Raw genomic sequence first — 21,551 nt, 5'->3', positions numbered from 1 at the left:
ACCATCAGGGCCAGCGGTCAACATGAACGACTGCATCGAAAGGCCGGACACAAGACTGCACCCGACCAACGCGTCAGAAGCTCAATTCGCCACTTGCAATGCGGGAGCCATCCACACAGGACAGGCGGAAGACCATCCCGAACTGCCGTTCCGGGAGCGACCCGAACCGGTCACTCAGGTCACGAGAATGACGGCCGGGACGCGGACGCGCCCGGTTGCTTGTCTCGGCTGTGCGCCTGCCGGTAGTCACGCGGGCTCATGCCGTAGCGATCCTTGAAGCGGCGCGCGAAATGCGCCTGGCTGCTGAAACCGCAGCCGTAAGCCAGCATGCCGATCGACAGGTGGGCGCAGGCCGGATCGCCCAGGCGCTTGGCTGCCGCCTCCAGGCGGCGTCCCCAGATGTAGTCGGAGATGTGCCGGCCGCGCTCGTGGAACAGTTCCTGGAGCCGACGCAGCGACACGCCCATCGCGGCGGCGAGTTGCGGCGGATCCAGGTTCGGGTCGCTCAGGTTCGCCTCGACATAGGCCTTGGCGCGCTGGACCGTGACGTTGCCGTGGACGGAACGGGGTACCTCCTGCGCCATCCGTTCGGCGAGGCTCGCTATGATCAGGTCCGTTCCGATCGCCGCCATGCGCACGGCCGCGTCGGGCGTGAGCTGATCGCCCATGCGCACCAGCTCCTGGAGGAAGGTGTTTGCCAGGGTCGTGGAGGCGAGGTCCGCGCCAACTGTGAGTGCACAGTACAGCCGGGACGGACCCAGCATGGCCTCGAAGCGCTCGCGCGGCAGATCGATGACGAGGGAGATGCCCGTGTCGGCCTCGCAGACGGCCGGGCGTGCGTCGATAACGACGAAGTCGCCCGTCCGGAATACAGCCTCCCGATCGCCTTGCTGGATGGCGTCCTGGCCGGAGAGCTTCAAGGACGCGTAGAGGCGGTCGGGCTGCCCATAGCGCCGAATCGCGTCGGGGGTCGCTTCAGTCCGCATGGCGGTGTGTGCCATCTTGGAGATCGGCACAGGCCCGATGCTGGTGACGTCCAGCCTGCCCTGAAACGGAACCCCGTGAAGGGGTTGCTGGTCGATCGGGATCAATCGCTCGCAGATCGTCTCGCGCCAGCGCCGGAACGCGTCCTTGGGGTGAATTCCCTCTGTCGAGAAGAAGGGTTGCATGCGTAGCCTCGGCACGCAGCGCGCCGTCCCGAAGCGCGACTGCGGATCCGGAGAGTTATTGTATATAATCTATCATCTCAAGGCCGCGGTGCCGGGTGCTTCGCGGCGGTTCTGTCCGCGTCTCAACCAATGCCGTCGGTAAGCGCACCGGCAGGAAACCGCCCCGAGCCGCCACTCCGATCGCGCCCAAGCCTGACACAGGACCACCCCGCGGGGGCCGGTCACCGTCTCGGAATCCCTCCGTCCCCGCCAGCGTTGTTGGAGCCGCCGCAACGGCCGCGCTCTTCCCGACGCCTCGATCGTCCAGACGACACGAGGTCACCGCCGGGCGGCGACGAGGTCCGCGGCGCGCCGCCACCCGAGTGTCCGGCCGATTCGCGCTCGGACCCTGGGTCCGAGCGTGCCGGATCGCGAGCAGCTGGTCGTCGCGCGCCGGCCTACGATCCGCGCAGGTAGCTCAGCGGCCGACCGGTATCCGGATGCGGCATGACGCCCATCGGGATGTCGTACACGGCGCGCAGCGTGTCGGGGTTCATCAGCGTGCCGGGCGGGCCGTCCGCGATGAGGCGTCCCGAGTGCAGCGCCAGGATGCGGTCGCAGACGCGCGCCGCCATGTTCACGTCGTGCAGGACCACCACGACGCCGAGCCCGTCACGATGGGCCAGATCGCGCACGAGGGCGAGGATCTCGACGGCGTGGGCAACGTCGAGGGCCGAGATCGGCTCGTCGAGCAGCAGGCAGGCGGGCTCCTGCGCGATCATCATCGCGAGCCAGACGCGCTGCCGCTCACCGCCCGAGAGCGTGTCGACGAAGCGGTCCGCGAAGGCGGCGACGCCGGTGGCGGCGAGCGCCCGCCGGACCGCCTCACGATCCCGGTCGGCGACGCGGCCGAGGGCGCCGTGCCAGGGATAGCGCCCCAGCGCCACGAGCTCGCGCACGGTCATGCCCGGGACCGGCGGGAGCGCCTGCGGCAGATAGGCGACCTCGCGCGCGAAGGCGCGGTCCTCCCAGGCACTGAGGGCGCGATCCGCGAACGCGATCCGGCCGGCGGTCGGCGCCTGCTGGCGGCCCAGCAGCTTGATCAGGGTCGACTTGCCGGACCCGTTATGGCCGATCAGGCCCACCACCTGCCGCGGCTGGATCACGAGGTCGAGGGGATGCAGCAGGGTGCGTTCGGGGAGACCGAAGCTCGCGCCCTGCAGGGTGAAGAGCGGGGGGGCGCCCGCGGCTTCCGCCGTCGGCGCGCCCCGCGGCCGCGCGACGACCGGCGCATCGGGACCGTTCATGCGGGCCTCCTCGGGCCGTCCGTTCCCGCCGGACCCGCTTCGGGGCGTGCCGGCAGGGGGCAGGCGCCGCAGAGGCTCTGGTCGGGGATGAGGTAGCGCAGGCAGCAGACCTTCCGCACCCGACGCGGCGGCGCGCCCGCCGGCGCGTCCCCCGCCTCCGGGACGTAGCGGATCGGCGCGAACAGCGGGTTGGGCGCGCCGGACCGGCGGCGGCTCGTCAGGACGCTCGCGGCGGCCGCGTGCCCGGTCCGGCCCGCCTGCGGGAGCCCCTCGGTGCGGCGCACCACGAACTCGAAGATGTTGCCGGCATTGCTCCACAGCACGCGCGGCGCCACGCCCGAGACCGCCGCCAGGGCACCGACCAGGGGCGCCAGGTGCGCGTCGATCAGCGCGCCGAAGCGATCCGCCGGCGCCCTCTCCTGGGTCTGCCCGCCGGGCCCGTCGCTCCCCGCGGCGGGGTCGCGCAGCTTGAGCGCCCGCGTCAGCCCGCCGTCGTCCGGGACGATCTCGACGGCGTCGAGGGCCACGGGCAGGACGAGGTCGAGCACGATGTTGGCGGCGAGCGCGGGCACCACCAGCATCGAGAAGTGCTGCTTCGCCCAGATCGACGCGACGGCGCGGGGCTCCGGCGCCGCGAAGGTGCGGGCGAACCGGTCGAGCTGGTCGGTCAGGACGCGCGGATCGAGCAGGTCGGCGCCCCTCACGGAGGGGCGCGGATCCTCCGCGGACACGATCCGATCCCGGTAGCCCTCGAGGGGGCCGACGAACAGGGCGTTCAGCGGGGAGAGAATCATCGGCGCAGCATCAGCCAGACGAAATAGGCGCCCCCGAGAACCGTCGCGACGAGGCCGGCGGGCAACTGCCACGGGAAGGCCGCGACGCGCCCGAGCCAGTCGGCCAGCACCATGATCAGGCCGCCGGCGAGCGTCGCCGCCACCAGCTGCTCGGCGGCCCGGCTGAAGCCCAGGCTGCGGGCGAGGTGCGGCCCCATCAGCCCGACGAAGCTCAGCGGGCCGACGAGCAGGGTCGCGGCGCCGGTCAGGATCGCGGCGACCGACAGGACCGTCAGGCGCGCCCGCGCGACCTGGAGCCCGACGGCCCGGCTCGTCTCCGCCCCGAGCGGCAGGATCGTGAGCCAGCGCGCGAGCAGCGGCGTGCCCGCGAGCACCAGGGCCGCGCCGAGGCAGGCGAGCCCGGCCTCGGTCCCGGTGGCATTGTAGGTCGAGCCCGAGAGCCACGTCAGCAGGGCGGCGGTCCGCGGGTCGGCCGTGGCGAGCAGGAGCGCGATCACCGAGCCGATCAGGCTGGTGAGGGCCGCGCCGACGAGCAGGATCCGCGCGGAGGCGTAGCGCGCCCGGCGGCCCAGGGCCAGGACCGCCAGCAGCGTCGCGAGCGCGCCCGCCGCGGAGGCGGCCAGCATCGCGGCCGGGCCGAGGCCGGGGACGAGGAACAGGACGAGCACCACCACAAGGGCCGCGCCCGCGGAGACGCCGAACAGCTCGGGGCTCGCGAGGGGGTTCCCGGTCAGCCGCTGCAGCAGCCCGCCCGCGTAGGCGAGCATGGCCCCGGCCCCCAGGGCGGCCAGCGCGCGCGGCGCCCGCCAGGCCAGGAGGGCGCCCGGATCGGGACTCCACAGCCAGCCCTGGGCATCCCGCCCCAGGGTGAGCGACAGGCCGACGGCCGCGAGCGCCAGGATCGCGAGCGCCCCGATGGCGGGCCACGGCCGGGCGAGCCGGACCGGGATAGGCCCCGGCGCCGGCGGCGCCTCGCGCGCCGTGCGCAGGCCCAGGATGAGGCCGACCAGCAGGGGCGCGCCGACGAGGGCGGTGACGGCGCCGGTCGGGACACCGCTGCGGCCGATGAGCCGCTGCACGAGCTGATCGGTCAGGACGAGCAGCACCGCCCCGGCGACCGGCCCCCAGAGCAGGCGGTCGCGGAGCCGGCGGGCGCCGCCGTAGCGGGCGATGGCCGGCCCCGCCAGGCCGACGAAGCCGATCACCCCGAGATACCCGGTCACGCTGGCGCCGACCGCGACGCCGAGGGCGAGGGCGGCGAGCCGCGTGCCGGCGGTGGAGACGCCGAGGCCCCGCGCCCCGGCATCGCCGAGCTCGATCAGGGTCAGCGGGCGCGCCAGCAGGCCGGCCGCGAGGGCCGCGAGGGCGAGGCGCGGGACGAGGCCGCGGACGCCGTCCCAGTTGTTCTGGTTCAGCGCGCCGGCCTGCCACGCGTAGAGGTCGGAGAGCGCGTCGAAATGCGCGAGCACCAGCATCCGGTTGGCGGCCTCGGCGGACAGCCCGACCACCAGTCCGGCGAGGATGACGGTGGACGGCGCGTAGCCGCTGCGCCCGCTCAGCAGCAGCACGAGGCCCGTGCACAGGGCCGCCCCGGCGCCGGCGACGGGCTCGTAGCCGTAGATCAGGAGGGCCGGCCACCACAGGGTCGCGAGGGCCAGGGCGAGCTTCGCGCCCGCGAACACGCCGAGGGTGCCGGGCTCGGCCAGCGGGTTGTCGAGCACCTGCTGGAACAGCACGCCGGCGAGGCCGAGGCCGCCGCCCGCCAGGACCGCCATGGCGAGGCGCGGCAGCAGGCTGTCGCGCAGGACGAGCTGCGGCATGTCGCCGTCGGTCGGGTGGAGCAGGGCGGCCCACCACTGCCCGGGCGGCAGGACGGCCGCCAGGTTGGCGTGCAGCAGCGCGGCGCTCACCGCCAGCGCGAGGGCGAGGAGCCCCGCCCCGCGCCAGAGCGGCGAGGCCCCGGACCCGTCGGCTCGCGCCCGCCGCGCTCCGGCCCCGGCCGCGCTCACGCCGGGGCCTTCCCGAGCGCCGCGGCGACCTGACGGGCGAAGCGCGCGGCCGACGGCAGGCCGCCGTTCGGATGGACCACCGGCATGCGGATCACGCGGCCGGCGCGCACGGCGGGCAGCGCCCGCCAGAGCGGGCTGTCGTCGAGGCGCCCGAGGGCGCGCGCGGTCTCGGCGCCGCGGTCGAAGTGGATCAGCGTCGCGTCGGGCACCTCCGCGAGGTCCTCGACCGCGGCGAGCACCGTGCCCGCGCCGCTCTGCCGGCCGGTCCAGGCATTGGTCAGGCCGAGGCGCTGGGCGACCGCGCCGACGGTGCTGCGCGTGCCGAAGACGGCCAGCTGCCGCCCGTCGTCGCGGAAGCGGCAGATGTAGACCGGGCGCCCGGTCCGGCCCGCGAGCGCGGCCCGGGCCTCGGCGAGCGCCCCGTCGGTCCCGGCGACCAGCGCCCGCGCCGCCGCGGCGCGGTCGACGCGGTCCCCCAGGTCGCGGGTCAGCGCGTCGAGGTGGTCGATCGGCTCCCGCGCGCCCGCGACGATGGGCAGCGCCACGACCGGGGCGATCCGGGTCAGCGCGACCTGGATCTGCGCCTGCCACGGCGCGGCGAGGATGAGATCGGGGGCGATCAGGCTGAGGAACTCGAGGTTCGGCTCCTGCAGCGGGCCGAGGTCGAGGACCGAGTCCGGCAGGGGCGGCTGCGCGATGAGCTTCTCGTAGAGCGGCCGGTTGGCGATCGCCACCGGCACGAGGCCGATGGCGAGGAGCGTCTCGGCGAACAACCCGTCGAGGGCGACCACGCGGGCGGCGGGCGAGCCGCCCGTCTCCGCCCGCCGCGGGTCGTCGGACGCGCCCGCGGGAGACGCGGCGAAGCCGCCCGGGACGAGACCGAGGGCGCCCGCGGCGAGGCCGGCGAGGAGGGCGCGACGATCGCCGCGCGGGCGGCTCATCCCCATGCGCCGACCCGTGCGCCGACTCGGGCGAGCGGGCGGCGGATCCGCCCGCGGCACGCCTCCGCGCGCCGCGCCCGGCCGGTCCGCGGGACGGCGAGCCTCATGGATGCGCTCCCTGCCGCTCCCAGGCGCGGATCCCGCCGGCGGCGGGCGCGCGCGCCGGGGCGACCGCGCCCCCGTGTCCGTCCTGATCGAGCAGGCTGTCGACGATCTCCTGCGCGCGGACCGGCAGGACCGAGAGCAGGGTGTCGCTCAGACCGTGCGAGGTCTCCGAGTAGCCCTGGACGTAGATGCGCGGGACGAAGCCGGGGCGGGTCGGGACGCGGTAGTCGCGCGCCAGGTCCGGCCCGTCGCGGTAGGGCGCGAGCGGTTCGAGGATCGCCGGGTTCGGGTCGCGCGCGTACCCGGTCGCCAGGACGATGCCGTCGTAGCTGCGCTCCGCCTCGACCTCGGCGTAGCGGTCGACGGTCCGCAGCCTGATCCCGCCCGCGTCGCCGACGGCCGAGAGGATCTCGCTGCGCGGCCGGAGGTGCAGGCGCTGCGGCCCGGAGACCTTCTCCCGGTAGACGATCACGTGGAGCGCCTTGAGCAGGTCGGCGTCGATCACCGCGTAGTTCGTGTTGCGGTAGCTGCGCACGATCGCCGCCCGCCGCTCGCTCGGCTGCGCGTACACGAAGTCGGTGCGGTCGGGGTGGAAGATCTCGTTGACGAACGGCGTCGCGTCCGACGGTCGGAGGGCGTGGCCGCGGAAGACGAGATCGACCTGCAGGTGCGGGAAGCGGGCGTGGAGATCGTGGCCGATCTCGGCGGCGCTCTGACCGCCGCCGATCACCGCCACGCGGGCGCCCGGGCGCGACAGGTCGAGCGGGCTGCCCGGGCCGCGCCGGTCGACATGGTCGAGGTAGCGGCTCGAATGGCAGAGCCGGGGATCGCGCGCCAGGGCGGCGAAGGCGGCGGGCACGTGCGGGGCGCCGCCCACCGCGAGGGCGAGGTCGCGCGTCTGGCGGCGGATCTCGCGGCCCGCGGCGTCGCGGGTGACGACCCACAGGGTCTCGACCGTCCCGTCCGGTCCCGGCCCGGGCTCCACCGCGACCGCGGTCTCGCCGTAGTCGCACCGGTCGGCGAAATGGTCCGCCACCCAGCGGAGATAGTCGTTGAACTCGATCCGGCTGGGATGAAACGTCCCGAGATCGATGAAATCGTGCAGTCGACCCTGGCTGTGCAGGTAGTTCACGAAGGTCAGCGGGCTCGTCGGGTTGCGGAGCGTGACGAGGTCCTTGAGGAACGAGATCTGCATGTCGCTGCCCGGCAGCAGCATGCCGCCGTGCCATCGGAAGTGCGGCTGCCGCTCCAGGAAGCGGTACCGGAGGCCGCGCGCCGCCGGGGTCTCGGCCAGGGCGATCGCCAGGGCGAGGTTCGAGGGCCCGAAGCCGACCCCGATGACGTCGCAGAGCGGTGCGGCGCGCGCGGTCATCCGATCGTCTCCTCGTCCGCACGACGGGGTGCGCGCCGGGGTGCGCGCCGGGATGCGCGGCGATCCTCGCCGCCGCGGCGCACGGGGGTGGCGCCTCCCTTGGGGGAGCCGCGCGTTTCCCCGGCGGGACCGCTCGCAGGCGACCGGAAGCTGGTTCGCGCACACGCCACTGACCGCGTCCCCCGCCAAGCCCCGGACCACAGAACACCCGCCGGCCGCACCCGCCGGCCGCACTGCGTAGCGCGAACCGCCACAGTGATTCAAGGTCTCCGGAAAACACTTCGGACGATCGAGCAGTAATGAATTAAATTAGAACATTTCAAATATGTAAAAGGGCCCTTGAGTCCGGCGATCTTTCGGCCATGTTATGCGCCGACAAGCGAAGTTCATTGATTCATTGGCGAGGCTGCTCGCAGCTTTCACCTGAACGGGATGCATCGATGGCGTTCGATCGCGAAGATACGCTGTTCTACGTGGTGGTGAATCACGAGGAGCAATACTCGATCTGGCCGAGCTACCGCGACATCCCTGACGGGTGGCGCGCCGTGGGCGATCCGCGCGCGAAGGCCGATTGCCTGGCCTACATCGACGAGGTCTGGACCGACATGCGGCCCCTGAGCCTGCGCCGACACATGGAGGCGCAGGAGCGGGACGCGGGCGGCGCGCGGGCGTGACCGTGCCGGGACGAGTCCGGCTGTTCTGCCTGCCCTACGCGGGGGCGAGCGCCGCGGTGTTCGCGCAGTGGCGCCGCGGCCTGCCCGACGCGGTCGACGTCAGGCCCGTCGAGCTGCCGGGGCGCGGCTCCCGGATCGGCGAGGCGCCCTGCACCGACCCGCGGGCGCTGACGCGGCGCCTCGCGGACGAGGTCGCCGGTTCCGTCACGGGCTCCTACGCGCTGTTCGGGCACAGCCTGGGCGCGCTGCTCGCCTTCGAGCTGGCGCACGAACTCCGCGACCGCGGGTTCGCGGCGCCGCGCGCGCTGTTCGCCTCCGGATGCGCCGGACCGGCGGTGTGCGACGGGGCGTATTTCCGCCGCCCGCGCAGCGACGCGGACCTGCGCGACGCGCTGTCCGCCTACGGCGCGACGCCGCCGGAGGCGCTGGCCGATCCCGCCCTGATGGCCCTGGTGCTGCCGGTGCTCCGGGCCGATTTCCGGCTGCGCGGCGCCTACACCTACGTGGCGCGCCCGGCGCTGGACTGCCCGATCCAGGCGCTCGGCGGGACGCGGGACGACGTCGCCCGCGCCGACCTCGAGGCCTGGGGCCGCGAGACGCGCGGCCCCTTCGACCTCGCGCTGTTCGAGGGCGACCACTTCTTCATCCACGCGCGGCGGGGCCCGGTGCTCGACCTCGTCGGCCGGCGGATCGGCGCGCGGGCCGAGGCCGCGGCCTGAGGCGGCCGCGCCCGCCCATCGGCGGCGCGCGGGCCGGCGGCGCGAACGAACGGGATGTCACCATGGAGGACGCCGTGATGGAACTCGTGACCAAGCCCCTGCGGGACGAGGGTCCTCTGCCGCTCCTGGTCACGCCGCCGGAGGGCGCCGCGGGCGCGGCGCTCGCGGACGCGCTGCCGGCGATCCGGGCCGCGGCCGAGGCGCACCTCCACGCCGCGGGCGGCCTGCTGCTCCGCGGCTTCAGCCTCGACGGGCCCGACGCGTTCCGCAGCTTCGCGGCGGGCTTCGGCCACGACCTCCTGAGCTACGAGTTCGGCTCGACGCCGCGCAGCCCCGTGACCCAGGGGGTCTACACCTCGACCGAGTACCCGCCCCACCAGCACATCCCGCTGCACAACGAGCAGGCCTACGCCCGCGACTGGCCGATGAAGATCTGGTTCTACTGCCAGCAGGCGGCGCCCGAGGGGGGCGAGACGCCGCTGGCCGACAGCCGCGCCATCTACCGCGCCGTGCCCGAGCCGATCCGCGCGCGCTTCGCCGAGCGGGGCCTGATGTACGTGCGCAACTACGGCAACGGGCTCGACGTGGCCTGGGAGCAGGTGTTCGGCACGCAGGACCGGGGGGCGGTCGAGGCGTACTGCGCCGGCCACGGGATCACCTGCGAGTGGAAGCCGGACGGCGACCTCCGCACCCGGCAGGTCTGCCAGGGCACCGCCCGCCACCCCGAGACCGGCGAGCCGGTGTGGTTCAACCAGGCCCACCTGTTCCACGTCTCGAACCTCGAGCCGGAGGTGCGCGCGACCCTCCTCGACCTCGTCGACGAGCCGGACCTGCCGCGCAACGTCTACTACGGCGACGGCAGCCCGATCCCCGACGCGGATCTCGACGCGATCCGCGCCGTGCTCGCCGCGCACACCGTCGTCTTCCCCTGGCAGTCCGGCGACGTGGTGATGCTGGACAACATGCTGACCGCCCACGCGCGGACACCCTTCAAGGGCCCGCGCAAGGTCGTGGTGGCGATGGCGCAAGCCGGCCGCGCGCAGTGATGGCGGCGGCGTTCGCCTTCGCGGAGCCCGGGTCCGCGCCAGGGACCGCGCTGTGGCGCGCCCTCGCGCGGGGCGCCCGCGCCCGGCTCGTGCTGGCCGGCGCGGCGAGCCTCGTCGGCGGGATCGCCACGACGGGCCTGATCGTGCTCATCAACGGGGCGCTCCACGCGTCCGAGCCCGCCCGGGCCGACCGGATCGCCGCCTTCGCGGCGACCGCCCTCCTCGCCTGCGCGGCGCTCGTCGTCTCGCGCGCGCTCTTCGCCGATCTCGGGCAGCGCGGGCTCGCCGATCTCCGGTCCGCGATCGCCGCCCGCGTCCAGGCCGCCGCGTTCGCGGATCTCGAGGCTGTGGGGAGCGCCCGGGTGCAGGCGCTGGTGACCGAGGACGCCAACCAGGTCGCCAACTTCCTCACGGCGCTGCCCGTGCTCGTCACCAACTGCGCGGTGGTCGCGGCGACCCTCGCCTTTCTCGGCTACCTGTCGTTCCCCCTGTTCCTGGCCTCGGCCCTCACGATCGCCCTGGGGGCCGCGGGCTACTCCGCCTGCTACGGCCGCGTCACGCGGCACCTCGCCCGGGCCGGGGCGGAGCAGGATCGCCTCGTCGGACATTTCCAGGCGCTGCACGGCGGCGCCAAGGAGCTGCGCCTCAACCGGGAGAAGGGGCGCCACTTCCTCGACGCGGTCCTGGCGACCGCGATCGCCCGCGTCGCCGACCACCGCCGGCGCGGCCTCGCCCTCCTCGCGCTGGCGGCGGGCTGGGGCCGCATCCTGTTCCTGGCCCTGATCGGGCTCGCGCTGTTCGTCCCCGGGACCGGCGCGCAGAGCCCGGCGGTGACGACCGGGTACGTCATCGCCCTGCTCTACCTGATGGGGCCGCTCGAGGCGGTGCTGAACACGATGCCGCTCGTCAACCTCGCCCGCGTCGGCGCGCGGCGGATCGAGGCGGCCTTCGCCGAGCTGCCGCCCGAGCCGGTCGGCGATCCGGGGACAGGCCCGGCCGCGCCCCGGCGCGACGCCACCGTGACCCTGCGGGGCGTGACCCATCACCGGGCCGATCCGCAGACCGGCGACCGCTTCGACCTCGGCCCGGTCGACCTGACGCTGCGCCCCGGGGAGATCACCTTCCTGGTCGGCGGCAACGGCTCCGGCAAGACCAGCCTCGCCCGGGTGATCGCCGGCCTGCATCCGCCGACCGGCGGGACGCTGTGCCTGGACGGTCGCCCGGTGGCGGGCGCGGCCCTCGCCGGCTACCGCGCGCACGTCGCGGCCGTCTTCTCCGATTTCCACCTGTTCGAGACGCTGCTCGGCCGGCCGGACGCCGCGCGCGAGGCGCAGGCGCGCGCGTGGCTGACGCGCCTCGGCCTCGACGGCCGCGTCAGCCTCCGGGACGGGGTCTTCTCGACCCGCGATCTCTCGACGGGCCAGCGCAAGCGGCTCGCCCTCCTGGTCGCCTGCCTGGAGGACCGGCCCGTCATGATCTTCGACGAGTGGGCCGCCGACCAGGATCCCGACTCCCGGGCGGCCTTCTACGAGACGCTCCTCCCGGAGCTGGCCGCCGAGGGCCGGACGATCCTCGTCGTCACCCACGACGACCGCTGGTTCGACCGGGCCGACCAGGTCGTGAAGCTCGAGCGCGGCCTCGTGGTGGAGCACCGCGCCGCCCCGCCGCGCGGCCGCCAGGCGGGAGCCGGCGCGTGAGCCTGCACGAGAGCCTGCACGTGAGCCGCGCACACCGCGCGCCGTCGCCGCACCGGCCCGCGCCGGACGACAGCCTCGTGGCGATCCTGCGGGCGCGGGCGGCCGCCACGCCCGACCGGCTGACCCTGCGCTTCCTCACGGACGGGCGCGCGGTCGGGGCGTCCCTCGACTACGCGGAGCTCGACCGGCGGGTCCGCGCCCTCGCGGCGCGCCTCCAGCGCGACGCCGAGCCCGGCGCGCGGGCGCTCATCGCCCTGCCGAGCGGGCCGGACTACGTCGTGGCGTTCTTCGCCTGCCTCTACGCGGGCCTCGTCGCCGTGCCCTCCTTCCCGCCGGAGACGCGGGATCCGCACCACGCGGCCCGCCTCGCCCTGATGATCGCCGACATGGCACCGCGCCACGTCCTGACCGATCGGGCGAACCGCGAGACCGTGGCGGCGACCTGCACGGGCAGCTCCGTAAGCGCGATCGTCTGTGTCGACGCGGTCGGCAGCGCCGGGGCGGAGGCGTGGCGGCCGGTCCCGTGCCCGCCCGACACCCTCGCCTTCCTGCAGTACACCTCGGGCTCGACCGCGAATCCCAAGGGCGTCGAGGTCACGCACGGCAACATCGTCGCCAACGCCCGCTGGCTCGCCGAGGCGATCGCGCCCGGCCCGGACGACGTCTTCGTCTCCTGGCTGCCCCTCTACCACGACATGGGCCTGATCGCGGGGCTGATCGAGCCGATCTTCGCCGGCGCGCCGCTCGTGCTGATGAGCCCGCAGGCCTTCCTCGCCCGGCCCGCCTCGTGGCTCGAGGCGATCGGCGCGCATGGCGGCACGATCAGCGGCGGCCCGGACTTCGCCTACCGGCTGGCCTGCGAGCGCGTCGGCGCCGCCGCGCTGGCGGGGCTCGACCTCGCCGGGTGGCGCGTCGCCTACAGCGGTGCCGAGCCGATCCGGCCCCGGACCCTCACCCGCTTCGCCGAGCGCTTCGCCCCGGCGGGCTTCGCGCCGACGGCGCTCAGCCCCGCCTACGGCCTCGCCGAGGCGACCCTCCTCGTCGCGGCCAAGCCCCGGGGCACGCCGTGGCGCCGGCTGAGCGTCGCGCCGGCGGCGCTGGCGGCCGGCCGCGCCGTCGCGGACGAGGCCGGCACCGCCCTCGCGGGCAGCGGCCGGCCGGTCCGGCCCGAGCACCTGCGGATCGTCGACCCGCGCTCCGGTCTTCCCTGCCCCGACGGCACGGTCGGCGAGATCTGGCTCAGCGGCCCCTGCGTCGCGCGCGGCTACTGGAACAACCCGGAGGCGACCCGCGCGACCTTCGTGCCCCGCGACGGCGCGACCTGGCTGCGGACCGGGGACCTCGGCTTCCTGGACGGCGGCGAGCTCTTCGTCACCGGGCGTGCCAAGGACCTCATCATCCTGCGCGGCCACAACGTCTATCCGCAGGACGTGGAGGCGGCGGTCGAGGCGCGCGTGCCGGCCCTCCGCCCGGGGCGGGTCGCGGCCTTCGCGGTCGAGGGCCCGGCGGGCGAGGCGATCGGGATCGCCGCCGAGATCGGCCGGAGCGCCGCCGCCCGCGCGCCGGAGATCGCCGCCGCGGTCGACGCCGCGCTGGCGGAGGTGCTGGCCGAGCCGGCGGAACTCGTGGCCCTGCTGGCGCCGGGCACCCTGCCCAAGACCACGAGCGGGAAGCTCCGGCGCGGCGCGTGCCGGGACGGCCTCGCGGCCGGCGACCTCACCCCCCTCCACCTCTACCGGCGCCCGCAGGGTGCCCCGTCGCCGGATGAGCCGCCCCGGAGCGCGACGGAGCGCGCCCTCGCGGCGATCTGGTGCGATCTCCTCGGCCTCGACGAGGTCTCGCGCGGGCGCGGCTTCCTGGAACTCGGCGGCCACTCGCTCCTGGCGATGCGCGCCGTCGACCGCGTCCGCGCCGCCTTCGGGGTCGCCCTGCCGCTGCGCGACCTGTTCGCGGCCCCGACCCTCGCCGACCTCGCGACGCGGATCGACGCGCTGCCCCGCGACGCGGTGCCGGCGCCCGCGCTCCTGCCGCGCGCGGGCCCGCCCCTCCTGTCGCTCGGCCAGCAGCGGCTCTGGCTGGCCGAGCGGCTCGGCGACCCGGCCGGGCGCGGCGCCTACGTCATGGTCGGACATATCCGGTTCGGAGGCCCGCTGGAGCCCGACCGGCTCGCCGCGGCGCTGCGCCGGGTCGTCGCCCGGCACGCCGTGCTGCGGACCGGCTATCCCACCGGCGAGGACGGCCTTCCGGAGCCCCGGATCGCCGAGGCGGTCGCCCTCGACGTGCCCGTCGACGACCTCACCGGCCTCGATCCGGGCGCCCGCGAGATCCGGGTCGCCGCGTGCGAGGCCGCGGAGGCGGCCGCGCCGTTCGACCTCGCCGTGCCGCCGCTCCTGCGCGCCCGGCTCCTGCGCCTGGCCGCCGACGATCACCGCCTCGTCCTGGCCCTCCACCACCTCGTCGGCGACGGCTGGTCGGTCGGCGTGCTGCTCTCCGAACTCGGGGCCGCCTATCGCGGCGCGGAGGCGCCGCCCCTCCCCGTCCAGTACGCGGATTTCGCGCGCTGGCACCGGGCGGCCGTGGACCGCGCGGCGGCGGCCGAGACCGCGTTCTGGCGCGGGCACCTCGCGGAGGTGCCCGCCCTGCTGCCCCTGCCGACGGACCGGCTGCGGCCGGCGGTCCCGTCGCAGGCCGGCGGCTCCGTCCGCTTCGAACTGCCGGGGCCGCTGGTCGCCCGTCTGGCGGAGCTGGGCCGGGCGCGCGGCGCCTCGCCGTTCGTCGTGCTGCTCGCGGGCTTCCAGGCCCTGCTCCATCGGCTGAGCGGGGCCGAACGCTTCGTGGTCGGCACCGACGTCGCGGGCCGGCCGCACCCCGATCTGGCCGGGCTGATCGGCTTCTTCGTCAACGTGCTGCCGATCCGGGCGCGCCTCGACGGCGCCCCGTCCTTCGCCGCGCTGATCGAGCGCGTCCGCGAGGACGTCCTCGCCGCCTTCGAGCACGCCACCCTGCCCTTCGACCGGATCGTCGACGCCCTCGACATCCCGCGCGCCCGCGCCCGACCACCCCTCGTCCAGGCCCTGTTCGTGATGCAGAACGCGCCGCCCGGCGATTTCGGTGTCCCGGGGCTCGCGGCCGAGGCCCGGGCGGCCAGCGCGCACGGCTCGAAGTTCGAGATGGCGCTCTTCCTCGACCCGCCCGCGCCGGGGGGCGGGATCGCGGCCGAGTGGGTCTTCGCCACGGCCCTGTTCACCCCCGAACGCGTCGCGCGCCTCGCGGAGGCCTACGCGACCCTGCTCGCCGCCGCAGCCGCCGCGCCCGCGGCCCCGCTCCCGACCCTGCTGCCCGACCGGCCCGACCTTCTGCCCGCGCTCCCGCCCTCACGAGACCCGGAGGATCCCGTCATGTCGAACACCGCCCCGTCGCTCCCGCGCACCGGCCGCCTGGAAGCGAAGCTCGACAAGCTCAAGGGACTGGGCGCCGGCAAACCCGCCGCCGCCGCGGGCGAGCCGGCCCGCCTCTCGACCCTGGCGCCCGGGCGCGACTTCCCCCTCGTGATCGAGCCGCTGTCGGCCGACGTCGACGCGGTGGCCTGGGCGACCGCCCAGCGCGACTGGGTCGAGGGCAAGCTGCGCCGCCACGCCGGCCTGCTGCTGCGCGGCTTCGGCATCGCGACCCCGCAGGAATTCGAGGCCTTCGCCGAGGCGCTCCAGCCCGGCCTCTACGGCGGGTACGGCGACCTGCCCAAGAACGAGGGCGGGAAGAACACCTACCGCTCGACGCCCTACCCCGAGCGGGAGATGATCCTCTACCACAACGAGAGCAGCCACCTGCATGCCTGGCCGCGCAAGCAGTGGTTCTTCTGCCAGCAGCCGTCGCCGGTGGGCGGCGCGACGCCCATCGTCGACTGCCGCGCGCTGTACCGGCAGCTGCCGCCGGCGCTCGCCGACCGCTTCGAGCGCCTGGGGCTGATCTACGTCCGCACCTTCACGGAGCGCTTCGACGTCGACTGGCGCCGGTTCTTCCACACCGAGGATCGCGCGGCCGTGGAGGCCCGCTGCCGGGCCGAGAGCGTCGACTTCGCCTGGCTCGACGCGGACACGCTCCAGACCCGCACGCGCTGCCCGGCGGTGATCACCCACCCGCTGACCGGCGAGAAGTCGTTCTTCAACCAGGTGCAGCTGCACCACCCGCGCTGCCTCGACCCCGAGGTGCGCGCCGACCTCCTCGGCCTCGTGGGGCCGGAGCGGATGCCGCGCGACGTGCTCTACGGCGACGGCACGCCGATCGAGGACGCGGTGATGGACGAGGTCGGCCGCCTCTACGAGGCGATCGCCGTGCGCTTCGACTGGCGCCCCGGCGACGTCGTGATGCTCGACAACATGCTCGCCGCCCATGCCCGCGACCCCTACGAGGGGCCGCGCCGGATCGTCGTCGCCATGGGCGACATGGTCGAGCGCGGCGCGGTCACGGGAGCGGCGGCATGACCGGCGCGGCGATGACCGGCGCGGCGATGACCGGGGCGCCGGCCTCCCTCGCGGTGGCGCCGACCCGGGCGCTGACCCCCGAGCAGCGCGCCTACCTCGACGAGACCGGCACCGCGCCGAATCTCGTCGCCGAGATCGACCTGCCCGGGCCGGTCGAGGCGGACCGCCTCCGCCGCGGCCTCGCCGCGGTCGCCGCCCGCCACGACGTCCTGCGCACCGCCTTCGTGCGCGAACCGGGCTTCCGCGGCCTGCGGCAGGCCGAGGCCGGCGCGCCCGCTATCCCGCTCGATACCGGCGCGCCGCAGGGAGACGTCGGGACCGTCGGCCTCGCGCCGGAGCGCGGCCAGACCCTCGCGGCCGTCCTCCTGCCGGGCGCGACGCCGCGGCTGCGCCTCGTCGCCAGCGCCCTCGCGGTCGATGCCGGCAGCCTCGACCGCGTCCTGTCAGAGGTCGCGGCCGCCTGCGCGGACGACGCGGCACCCGGCGCCGATCCCGAGGCCGCGACCTACGCCCAGTACGCGGAGTGGCGCGAGGCGGTCGCCGCCGACGACGCGGACGGCGAGGGCCAAGCCTACTGGCGGGACCAGATCGGCGCGGGCGCGGTGCCCCTCCGGCTGCCCTATCGCCGCGGGGCGGCCGCCGACGCGGTGGAGGAGCCGGCCGCCGCGATCCGGCTGAGTCGGGCCGTCGACGCCGCCGTCACGGACGCCTTCGCGCGGGCGCTGGCCCGGCCGGACCTCGCCGCGGCCGGCGCCGAGGCCGTGCTCCAGGCCGCGTGGTGGCTGCTCGTGGCGCGCCTCGCCGAGCGGACGGAGATCCTCGGCGGCTGGGCGCACGATTGCCGGCGCGACTACGCGGTCTTCGCCGGCACGGTCGGCGTCTTCACCAAGACGCTGCCCCTGCGCCTCTTCCTCCCGCCGGAGACCAGCGTCTCGGAGGCCGCGGCCGGTCTCGCCGCGCGGCTCGATGAGCACCGCGCCTTCCAGGAACTCTGCCCCCTCCACGCGGCCGGCGACGACCGCCGCCCCGCGGTCGGATTCGCGCTCGCGGCTCAGGGGGCCGCGCAGGACCGGCTCCTGCCCGGACCCGCCGGGTTCGAGCTCTGCCTGGAGCCGGCCCTCGACGCGGAGGGGCACCTCGCCGCGCTGACCTTGCACGCCGACCCGCGCCGCTACGCGGTGGAGGCCCTGGAGACCCTGCTCGATCAGGTCGAGACGCTGCTCGCCCGCCTGCCCGCGAAGGCCGCGACGCCCTTCGCGACCTACCCGCTCGTCGGCGCGCGCGAGGAGGTGCGCCTGCGCGCCTTCGGCCGCCCGGCCGCCCGCGCCCTGCCGGCGGAGACCCTTCCGGTCCTCGTCGCCCGCCACGCGGCGACGGCGCCGGACGCCCCCGCCCTCGTCGGCGCCGGCCGCACCCTGTCGTACGCCGCGCTGGAGGACCGCGTCGCGCGCCTCGGCGCCTGGTTCGCCGCGCGCGGCGTCGGTCCCGAGCGCGTCGTCGCCCTGGACCTGCCGCGCTCCGTCGACCTCGTGGTGGCGATCCTCGCGGTCTGGCGCGCGGGGGGCGCCTACCTGCCCCTCGACCCGGCCTGGCCGCAGGCCCGCCGCGACCGCCTGATCGCGCTCGCCCGGCCCGCGCTGACCGTGGCGCTCTCGGCCGACCCCGCGGCCGGCCGGCACGCCCTCGGGGCGATCCTCGACGGCCTCGGTGAGGCCCGGCACCCCGCCGAGGCCCGGGACCCCTCCGACATGGCCTGCCTGCTCTTCACCTCCGGCTCGTCCGGGACGCCGAAGGGCGTCGTGATCGAGCACGCCCAGATCCGCGCCTACGCGGAGGCCGTCATCGACGCCCTCGACCTGTCCGGCCACGGGCGCTTCGCGCTGACCTCCACGGTGGCGGCCGACCTCGGCAACACCATGCTGTTCGCGGCGCTGCGCCTCGGCGCCTGCCTCGTGATCGCCGACGAGGCCGAGATGGCCGACGGCCCGGCCTTCGCGCGCTTCCTACGCGGCAACGCCGTCGCCTGCGCGAAACTGGTCCCGTCCCACCTCGCCGCCCTCCTCGACGGCGTCGAGGACCCCGCGCTGCCCGCCCTGCTGGTGCTCGGCGGCGAGCCGACGCCGGCCGCCCTGGTCCGGCGGATCCGGGCGGCGGCGCCGACGACGCGGATCGCCAACCATTACGGTCCCACCGAGGCCTGTGTCGGCGTGCTGGTGCATCCGGACGCGGCCACCGCGCCGCCGGACGAGAGCCTGCCGCTGAGCCGCGTGCTCGCCGGCAGCGAGGCCTACATCCTCGACGCGGCGGGCGCGCTCGCGCCGACCGGCGCGGTCGGCGTGCTCCACCTCGGGGGCGCCCAGATCTGCCGCGGCTACCTCCCGGGCACGGAGGCCGGCGGCGCGGGCGCGTTCTCGCCCAACCCGTTCGGAGCGGGGCGGCTCTACCGCACCGGCGACCGGGCCCGCCTGCTGCCCGGCGGCCGCCTCGTGCTCGCCGGGCGGGCCGACGACCAGATCAAGCTGCGCGGCCACCGCGTCGAGCCGGGCGAGGTCGAGGCCGCGCTGGCGGGCCTCGCCGGCGTGAGCCAGGCGGCGGTGCGCCCGTTCACGGGGCCGGACGGCGCGACCGGACTCGCGGCCTACGTGGTCGCCGACCCCGAGCGGACACCCGCCGCGCTCCTCGCGGCGCTGGCCGAAACCCTGCCCGCCGCGTGGCTGCCCGCCCCGATCCTGCGCCTCGACAGCCTGCCGCGACTGGCCAACGGCAAGATCGACCGCGCCGCCCTGCCCCATCCGGACGCCCATCCGGACGCGGACACGGGCGTCCCGCCGCGCACGGCGCTCGAGACCGTGCTCACCGACGCCATGGCGGAGCTGTTGGGCCTCCCGGCGGAGCGCCTCGGCGCCGCGGGCGACTTCTTCGCGGCGGGCGGCAACTCGCTCCTCGTCATCAAGCTGACGGCGCGCATCCGCAAGCTGCTCAAGGTCGAGATCCCCCCGAGCCTGGTCTTCGACCACAGCACGCCCGCGACCCTCGCGGCGGCGCTCGGCACCTACGCCCCGCCGGGCGCGATCGAGGAGACGGCGAGCCTGCGCTTGGAACTCGCCGGCCTGAGCGAGACCGAGCGCGCCGGCCTCGCCGGGGTGGGCGCGTGACCGGGGTCGGCGCGCGCGACGCGGCGCGGCGTGCGGCCCTCGCCCGCCTGATCCGGGAGGACGCCGAGGCGGCCGACGGCATACCGCGGCACGCAGGCGGCCCGGCGCCCCTGTCGTTCCCGCAGGCGCGGCTCTGGTTCCACCAGCGCTACGACCCGGAGAGCCCGGCCTACCACTCGGCCCGGGCCTTCCGCCTCACCGGCCCCCTCGACGTCCCGGCGCTCGAGGGCGCGTTCCGGAGCCTGATCGCCTGTCACGACGTCCTGCGCACGGCGCTGGCGGATACCGCCGACGGCCCGCGCCAGATCCTGCACCCGCACGTGCCGTTCGAACTCGAGCGCGTCCCGGCCCTCGACGGTGACCCGGGCGCGGCGCTGCGCGCCTTGAGCCGCCGCCCCTTCGATCTCACCCGCGCGCCGCCGCTGCGCGCGGTCCTGTCGGAGGCGGATCCGGCGGGCGGGCGCGTCCTCCTCGTGGTGATGCACCACATCGCGGTGGACGCGTGGTCGACGGCGCGGCTCTTCCGGGATCTGGCGCAGGCCTACCGCGCGGCCCTCGCCGATCCCGCGCGGATCGGGCAGCCGCTGCCCGCCCCGCGCCTGCGCTTCGTGGATTTCGCCGCGTGGCAGCGCGCCCGGTTCGACGGCGCGGCCGGGTCCGCGGCGATCGCGCGCGGGCGCCGCTACCTCGGCGACGCCGTCCCGGCCCTGGACCTGCCCCTCGACTATCCCCGCCAGCCCCTGGCGAACCGCCCGGGCGGGCGGGTCGACTTCATCCTGCCCGCCGACCTCGCCGGCGCGGTGGCCGCGTTCTGCCAGTCGCAGGCGTGCCCGCCCTTCGTGGCGCTGCTGGCGGCGTGGCAGGTGCTGCTCGCCCGCCTGAGCGGCCAGACGGACTTCGCCGTCGGCGTGCCGAACGCCGCCCGCACCCGCCCCGAGCTGCAGGACCTCGTCGGCTTCCTCGTCAACACGCAGGTCTACCGCGTCCGCCTCGATCCGCGCGGGAGCTTCCGCGATCTCTGCGCGCGGCTGCGCGGCGAGGCGATGGCGTTCCTGGCCGAGGACGACGTCCCCTTCGAGCGCCTCGTGGCGGAGACCGGGATCGCGCGCGACGCCGCGACCACGCCGGTCTTCCAGGCGGCGTTCAACTTCCGCCCCAGCCGGGATGCCGCCCCCCTCGACCTCGCGGGGGTCGCGGCGGCGCGGATCGACGTCGACGTGGCGAGCGCCAAGTTCGACGTCGCCCTCGACGTCGCCGCCGACGGGACCGGCATCGATTGCCAGCTCGAGTACGATGCCGGCCTGATCGCGGACGCCACCGCCCGGCGCTGGCGCGACGGGTTCCTCGCCCTGCTGCGCGCCCTCGTCGCGGCGCCGGACCGGCCCCTCCACGCGGCGAGCGCGCTCACGGCCTCCGACCGTGCGGTGATCGGGTCGGCGAACGCGACCGCCCGGGCCTACCCGGACGGCGCCGGCGACGTGCTCGCCGCCTTCGCAGGCCACCGCGCGCACGACCCCGACGCGGTCGCGGTGACCGACGCCCGGACCAGCCTGACCCGCGCCGGCCTCGACGCCCGCGCCACCGCCATCGCCCGACGCCTCGCCCGCGCCGGCGCCCGACCCGAGCGCGTCGTCGGACTCCTCCTCGAGCGAACCTGCGACCTGCCCGCCGCCTGGCTCGCCGTCCTCAGGACCGGCGCCGCCATCCTCCCCCTCAACCCCGAGCTGCCCGCGGCCCGCATCGCCGCCCTCGCCGCCGAGGCCGACCTCCTGCTCACCCAGCCCGAACTCGCCGACCAGCACCTCGCGCTCGCCGACGCCGCAGGGCGAGCGCCCCTCGTCCTGGACGCCGATCCGGATGCCGACGCGGGCGCGGACGCGAACCAGAACGAAGACGCCGCCCGGCCCTTCGTACCCTTCTCGCCCCGCGCGCCCCACCCGGACGCGCTCGCCTACGTCCTGCACACCTCCGGCTCGACCGGCACCCCCAAGGCCTGCGCCAACACCCACGCCGCCCTCGCCAACCGCCTCGCCTGGATGGCCGACCACCTGCGCGTCTCCCCCCGCGACACCGTCCTGCACAAGACCCCCGTCTCCTTCGACG

At 75.8% G+C, this 21,551-nt stretch carries 13 protein-coding genes; 7 read left to right on the top strand and 6 right to left on the bottom strand.

Going from position 1 to position 21,551, the window contains the following annotated elements; all coding sequences use genetic code 11:
- Positions 1-179: 179 nt before the first annotated feature.
- From ACLBYB_RS31005 to ACLBYB_RS30980, 6 genes are all read right to left on the bottom strand, one after another.
- Entirely contained in the window at positions 180-1,169 is a 990-nt protein-coding gene (locus ACLBYB_RS31005) for a helix-turn-helix domain-containing protein (RefSeq protein ID WP_447701121.1), read from the bottom strand.
- A 437-nt stretch (positions 1,170-1,606) separates the two neighbouring features.
- Entirely contained in the window at positions 1,607-2,455 is an 849-nt protein-coding gene (locus ACLBYB_RS31000; protein WP_170855236.1) for an ATP-binding cassette domain-containing protein, read from the bottom strand.
- On the bottom strand, positions 2,452-3,249 hold the full coding sequence (gene fhuF / locus ACLBYB_RS30995; protein WP_100253744.1) for a siderophore-iron reductase FhuF: 798 nt from the start codon (positions 3,247-3,249) through the stop codon (positions 2,452-2,454). Before fhuF ends, ACLBYB_RS31000 begins: the two co-directional genes overlap by 4 nt.
- Complete coding sequence (gene fhuB / locus ACLBYB_RS30990) at positions 3,246-5,258, bottom strand: Fe(3+)-hydroxamate ABC transporter permease FhuB (RefSeq protein WP_447701120.1); 2,013 nt, start codon at positions 5,256-5,258, stop codon at positions 3,246-3,248. Before fhuB ends, fhuF begins: the two co-directional genes overlap by 4 nt.
- Positions 5,255-6,199, bottom strand: a complete 945-nt coding sequence (locus tag ACLBYB_RS30985; RefSeq protein WP_447701119.1) for an ABC transporter substrate-binding protein — start codon at positions 6,197-6,199, stop codon at positions 5,255-5,257. Before ACLBYB_RS30985 ends, fhuB begins: the two co-directional genes overlap by 4 nt.
- 103 nt (positions 6,200-6,302) lie before the next feature.
- Complete coding sequence (locus ACLBYB_RS30980) at positions 6,303-7,676, bottom strand: lysine N(6)-hydroxylase/L-ornithine N(5)-oxygenase family protein (protein WP_447701118.1); 1,374 nt, start codon at positions 7,674-7,676, stop codon at positions 6,303-6,305.
- Between the two features lie 440 nt (positions 7,677-8,116).
- Between ACLBYB_RS30980 and ACLBYB_RS30975 the strand changes: the two genes are divergently transcribed.
- The 7 genes from ACLBYB_RS30975 to ACLBYB_RS30945 all read left to right on the top strand — a co-directional run.
- On the top strand, positions 8,117-8,350 hold the full coding sequence (locus tag ACLBYB_RS30975; protein ID WP_020094344.1) for an MbtH family protein: 234 nt from the start codon (positions 8,117-8,119) through the stop codon (positions 8,348-8,350).
- Positions 8,351-8,352: 2 nt separating this feature from the next.
- The gene (locus ACLBYB_RS30970; RefSeq protein WP_447701117.1) at positions 8,353-9,069 is read left to right on the top strand and encodes a thioesterase II family protein; all 717 of its coding nucleotides are present in this window, start codon (positions 8,353-8,355) and stop codon (positions 9,067-9,069) included.
- 62 nt (positions 9,070-9,131) lie between these two features.
- Entirely contained in the window at positions 9,132-10,115 is a 984-nt protein-coding gene (locus tag ACLBYB_RS30965) for a TauD/TfdA family dioxygenase (RefSeq protein WP_056529523.1), read from the top strand.
- A complete protein-coding gene (locus tag ACLBYB_RS30960) occupies positions 10,115-11,812 on the top strand; it encodes a cyclic peptide export ABC transporter (protein WP_447701116.1) in 1,698 nt (565 codons plus the stop codon). The genes ACLBYB_RS30965 and ACLBYB_RS30960 overlap by 1 nt, the downstream gene beginning before the upstream one ends.
- The gene (locus ACLBYB_RS30955) at positions 11,809-16,293 is read left to right on the top strand and encodes a condensation domain-containing protein (protein WP_447701115.1); all 4,485 of its coding nucleotides are present in this window, start codon (positions 11,809-11,811) and stop codon (positions 16,291-16,293) included. The genes ACLBYB_RS30960 and ACLBYB_RS30955 overlap by 4 nt, the downstream gene beginning before the upstream one ends.
- Positions 16,290-19,448 carry an amino acid adenylation domain-containing protein gene (locus ACLBYB_RS30950; RefSeq protein ID WP_447701114.1) on the top strand — a complete coding sequence of 1,053 codons (3,159 nt, stop codon included), beginning with the start codon at positions 16,290-16,292 and terminating at the stop codon, positions 19,446-19,448. The genes ACLBYB_RS30955 and ACLBYB_RS30950 overlap by 4 nt, the downstream gene beginning before the upstream one ends.
- The coding region (locus tag ACLBYB_RS30945) for a condensation domain-containing protein (RefSeq protein WP_447701113.1) at positions 19,445-21,551 on the top strand (2,107 nt) is incomplete at its 3' end. The genes ACLBYB_RS30950 and ACLBYB_RS30945, both read left to right, overlap by 4 nt.

This window comes from Methylobacterium sp. D54C (assembly GCF_053345595.1).
Note: the sequence above shows the minus strand (reverse complement) of the source record. Positions and strands in the feature narration are given on the sequence as shown.

Excerpts from the sequence above, each read along its gene's own strand:
- ACLBYB_RS30975 (WP_020094344.1), top strand. The coding sequence starts at position 8,117 with ATGGCGTTCGATCGCGAAGATACGCTGTTCTACGTGGTGGTGAATCAC.
- ACLBYB_RS31005 (WP_447701121.1), bottom strand. The coding sequence starts at position 1,169 with ATGCAACCCTTCTTCTCGACAGAGGGAATTCACCCCAAGGACGCGTTC.
- ACLBYB_RS31000 (WP_170855236.1), bottom strand. The coding sequence starts at position 2,455 with ATGAACGGTCCCGATGCGCCGGTCGTCGCGCGGCCGCGGGGCGCGCCG.
- ACLBYB_RS30960 (WP_447701116.1), top strand. The coding sequence starts at position 10,115 with ATGGCGGCGGCGTTCGCCTTCGCGGAGCCCGGGTCCGCGCCAGGGACC.
- ACLBYB_RS30985 (WP_447701119.1), bottom strand. The coding sequence starts at position 6,199 with ATGAGCCGCCCGCGCGGCGATCGTCGCGCCCTCCTCGCCGGCCTCGCC.
- fhuF (WP_100253744.1), bottom strand. The coding sequence starts at position 3,249 with ATGATTCTCTCCCCGCTGAACGCCCTGTTCGTCGGCCCCCTCGAGGGC.
- ACLBYB_RS30950 (WP_447701114.1), top strand. The coding sequence starts at position 16,290 with ATGACCGGCGCGGCGATGACCGGCGCGGCGATGACCGGGGCGCCGGCC.
- ACLBYB_RS30965 (WP_056529523.1), top strand. The coding sequence starts at position 9,132 with ATGGAGGACGCCGTGATGGAACTCGTGACCAAGCCCCTGCGGGACGAG.
- ACLBYB_RS30980 (WP_447701118.1), bottom strand. The coding sequence starts at position 7,676 with ATGACCGCGCGCGCCGCACCGCTCTGCGACGTCATCGGGGTCGGCTTC.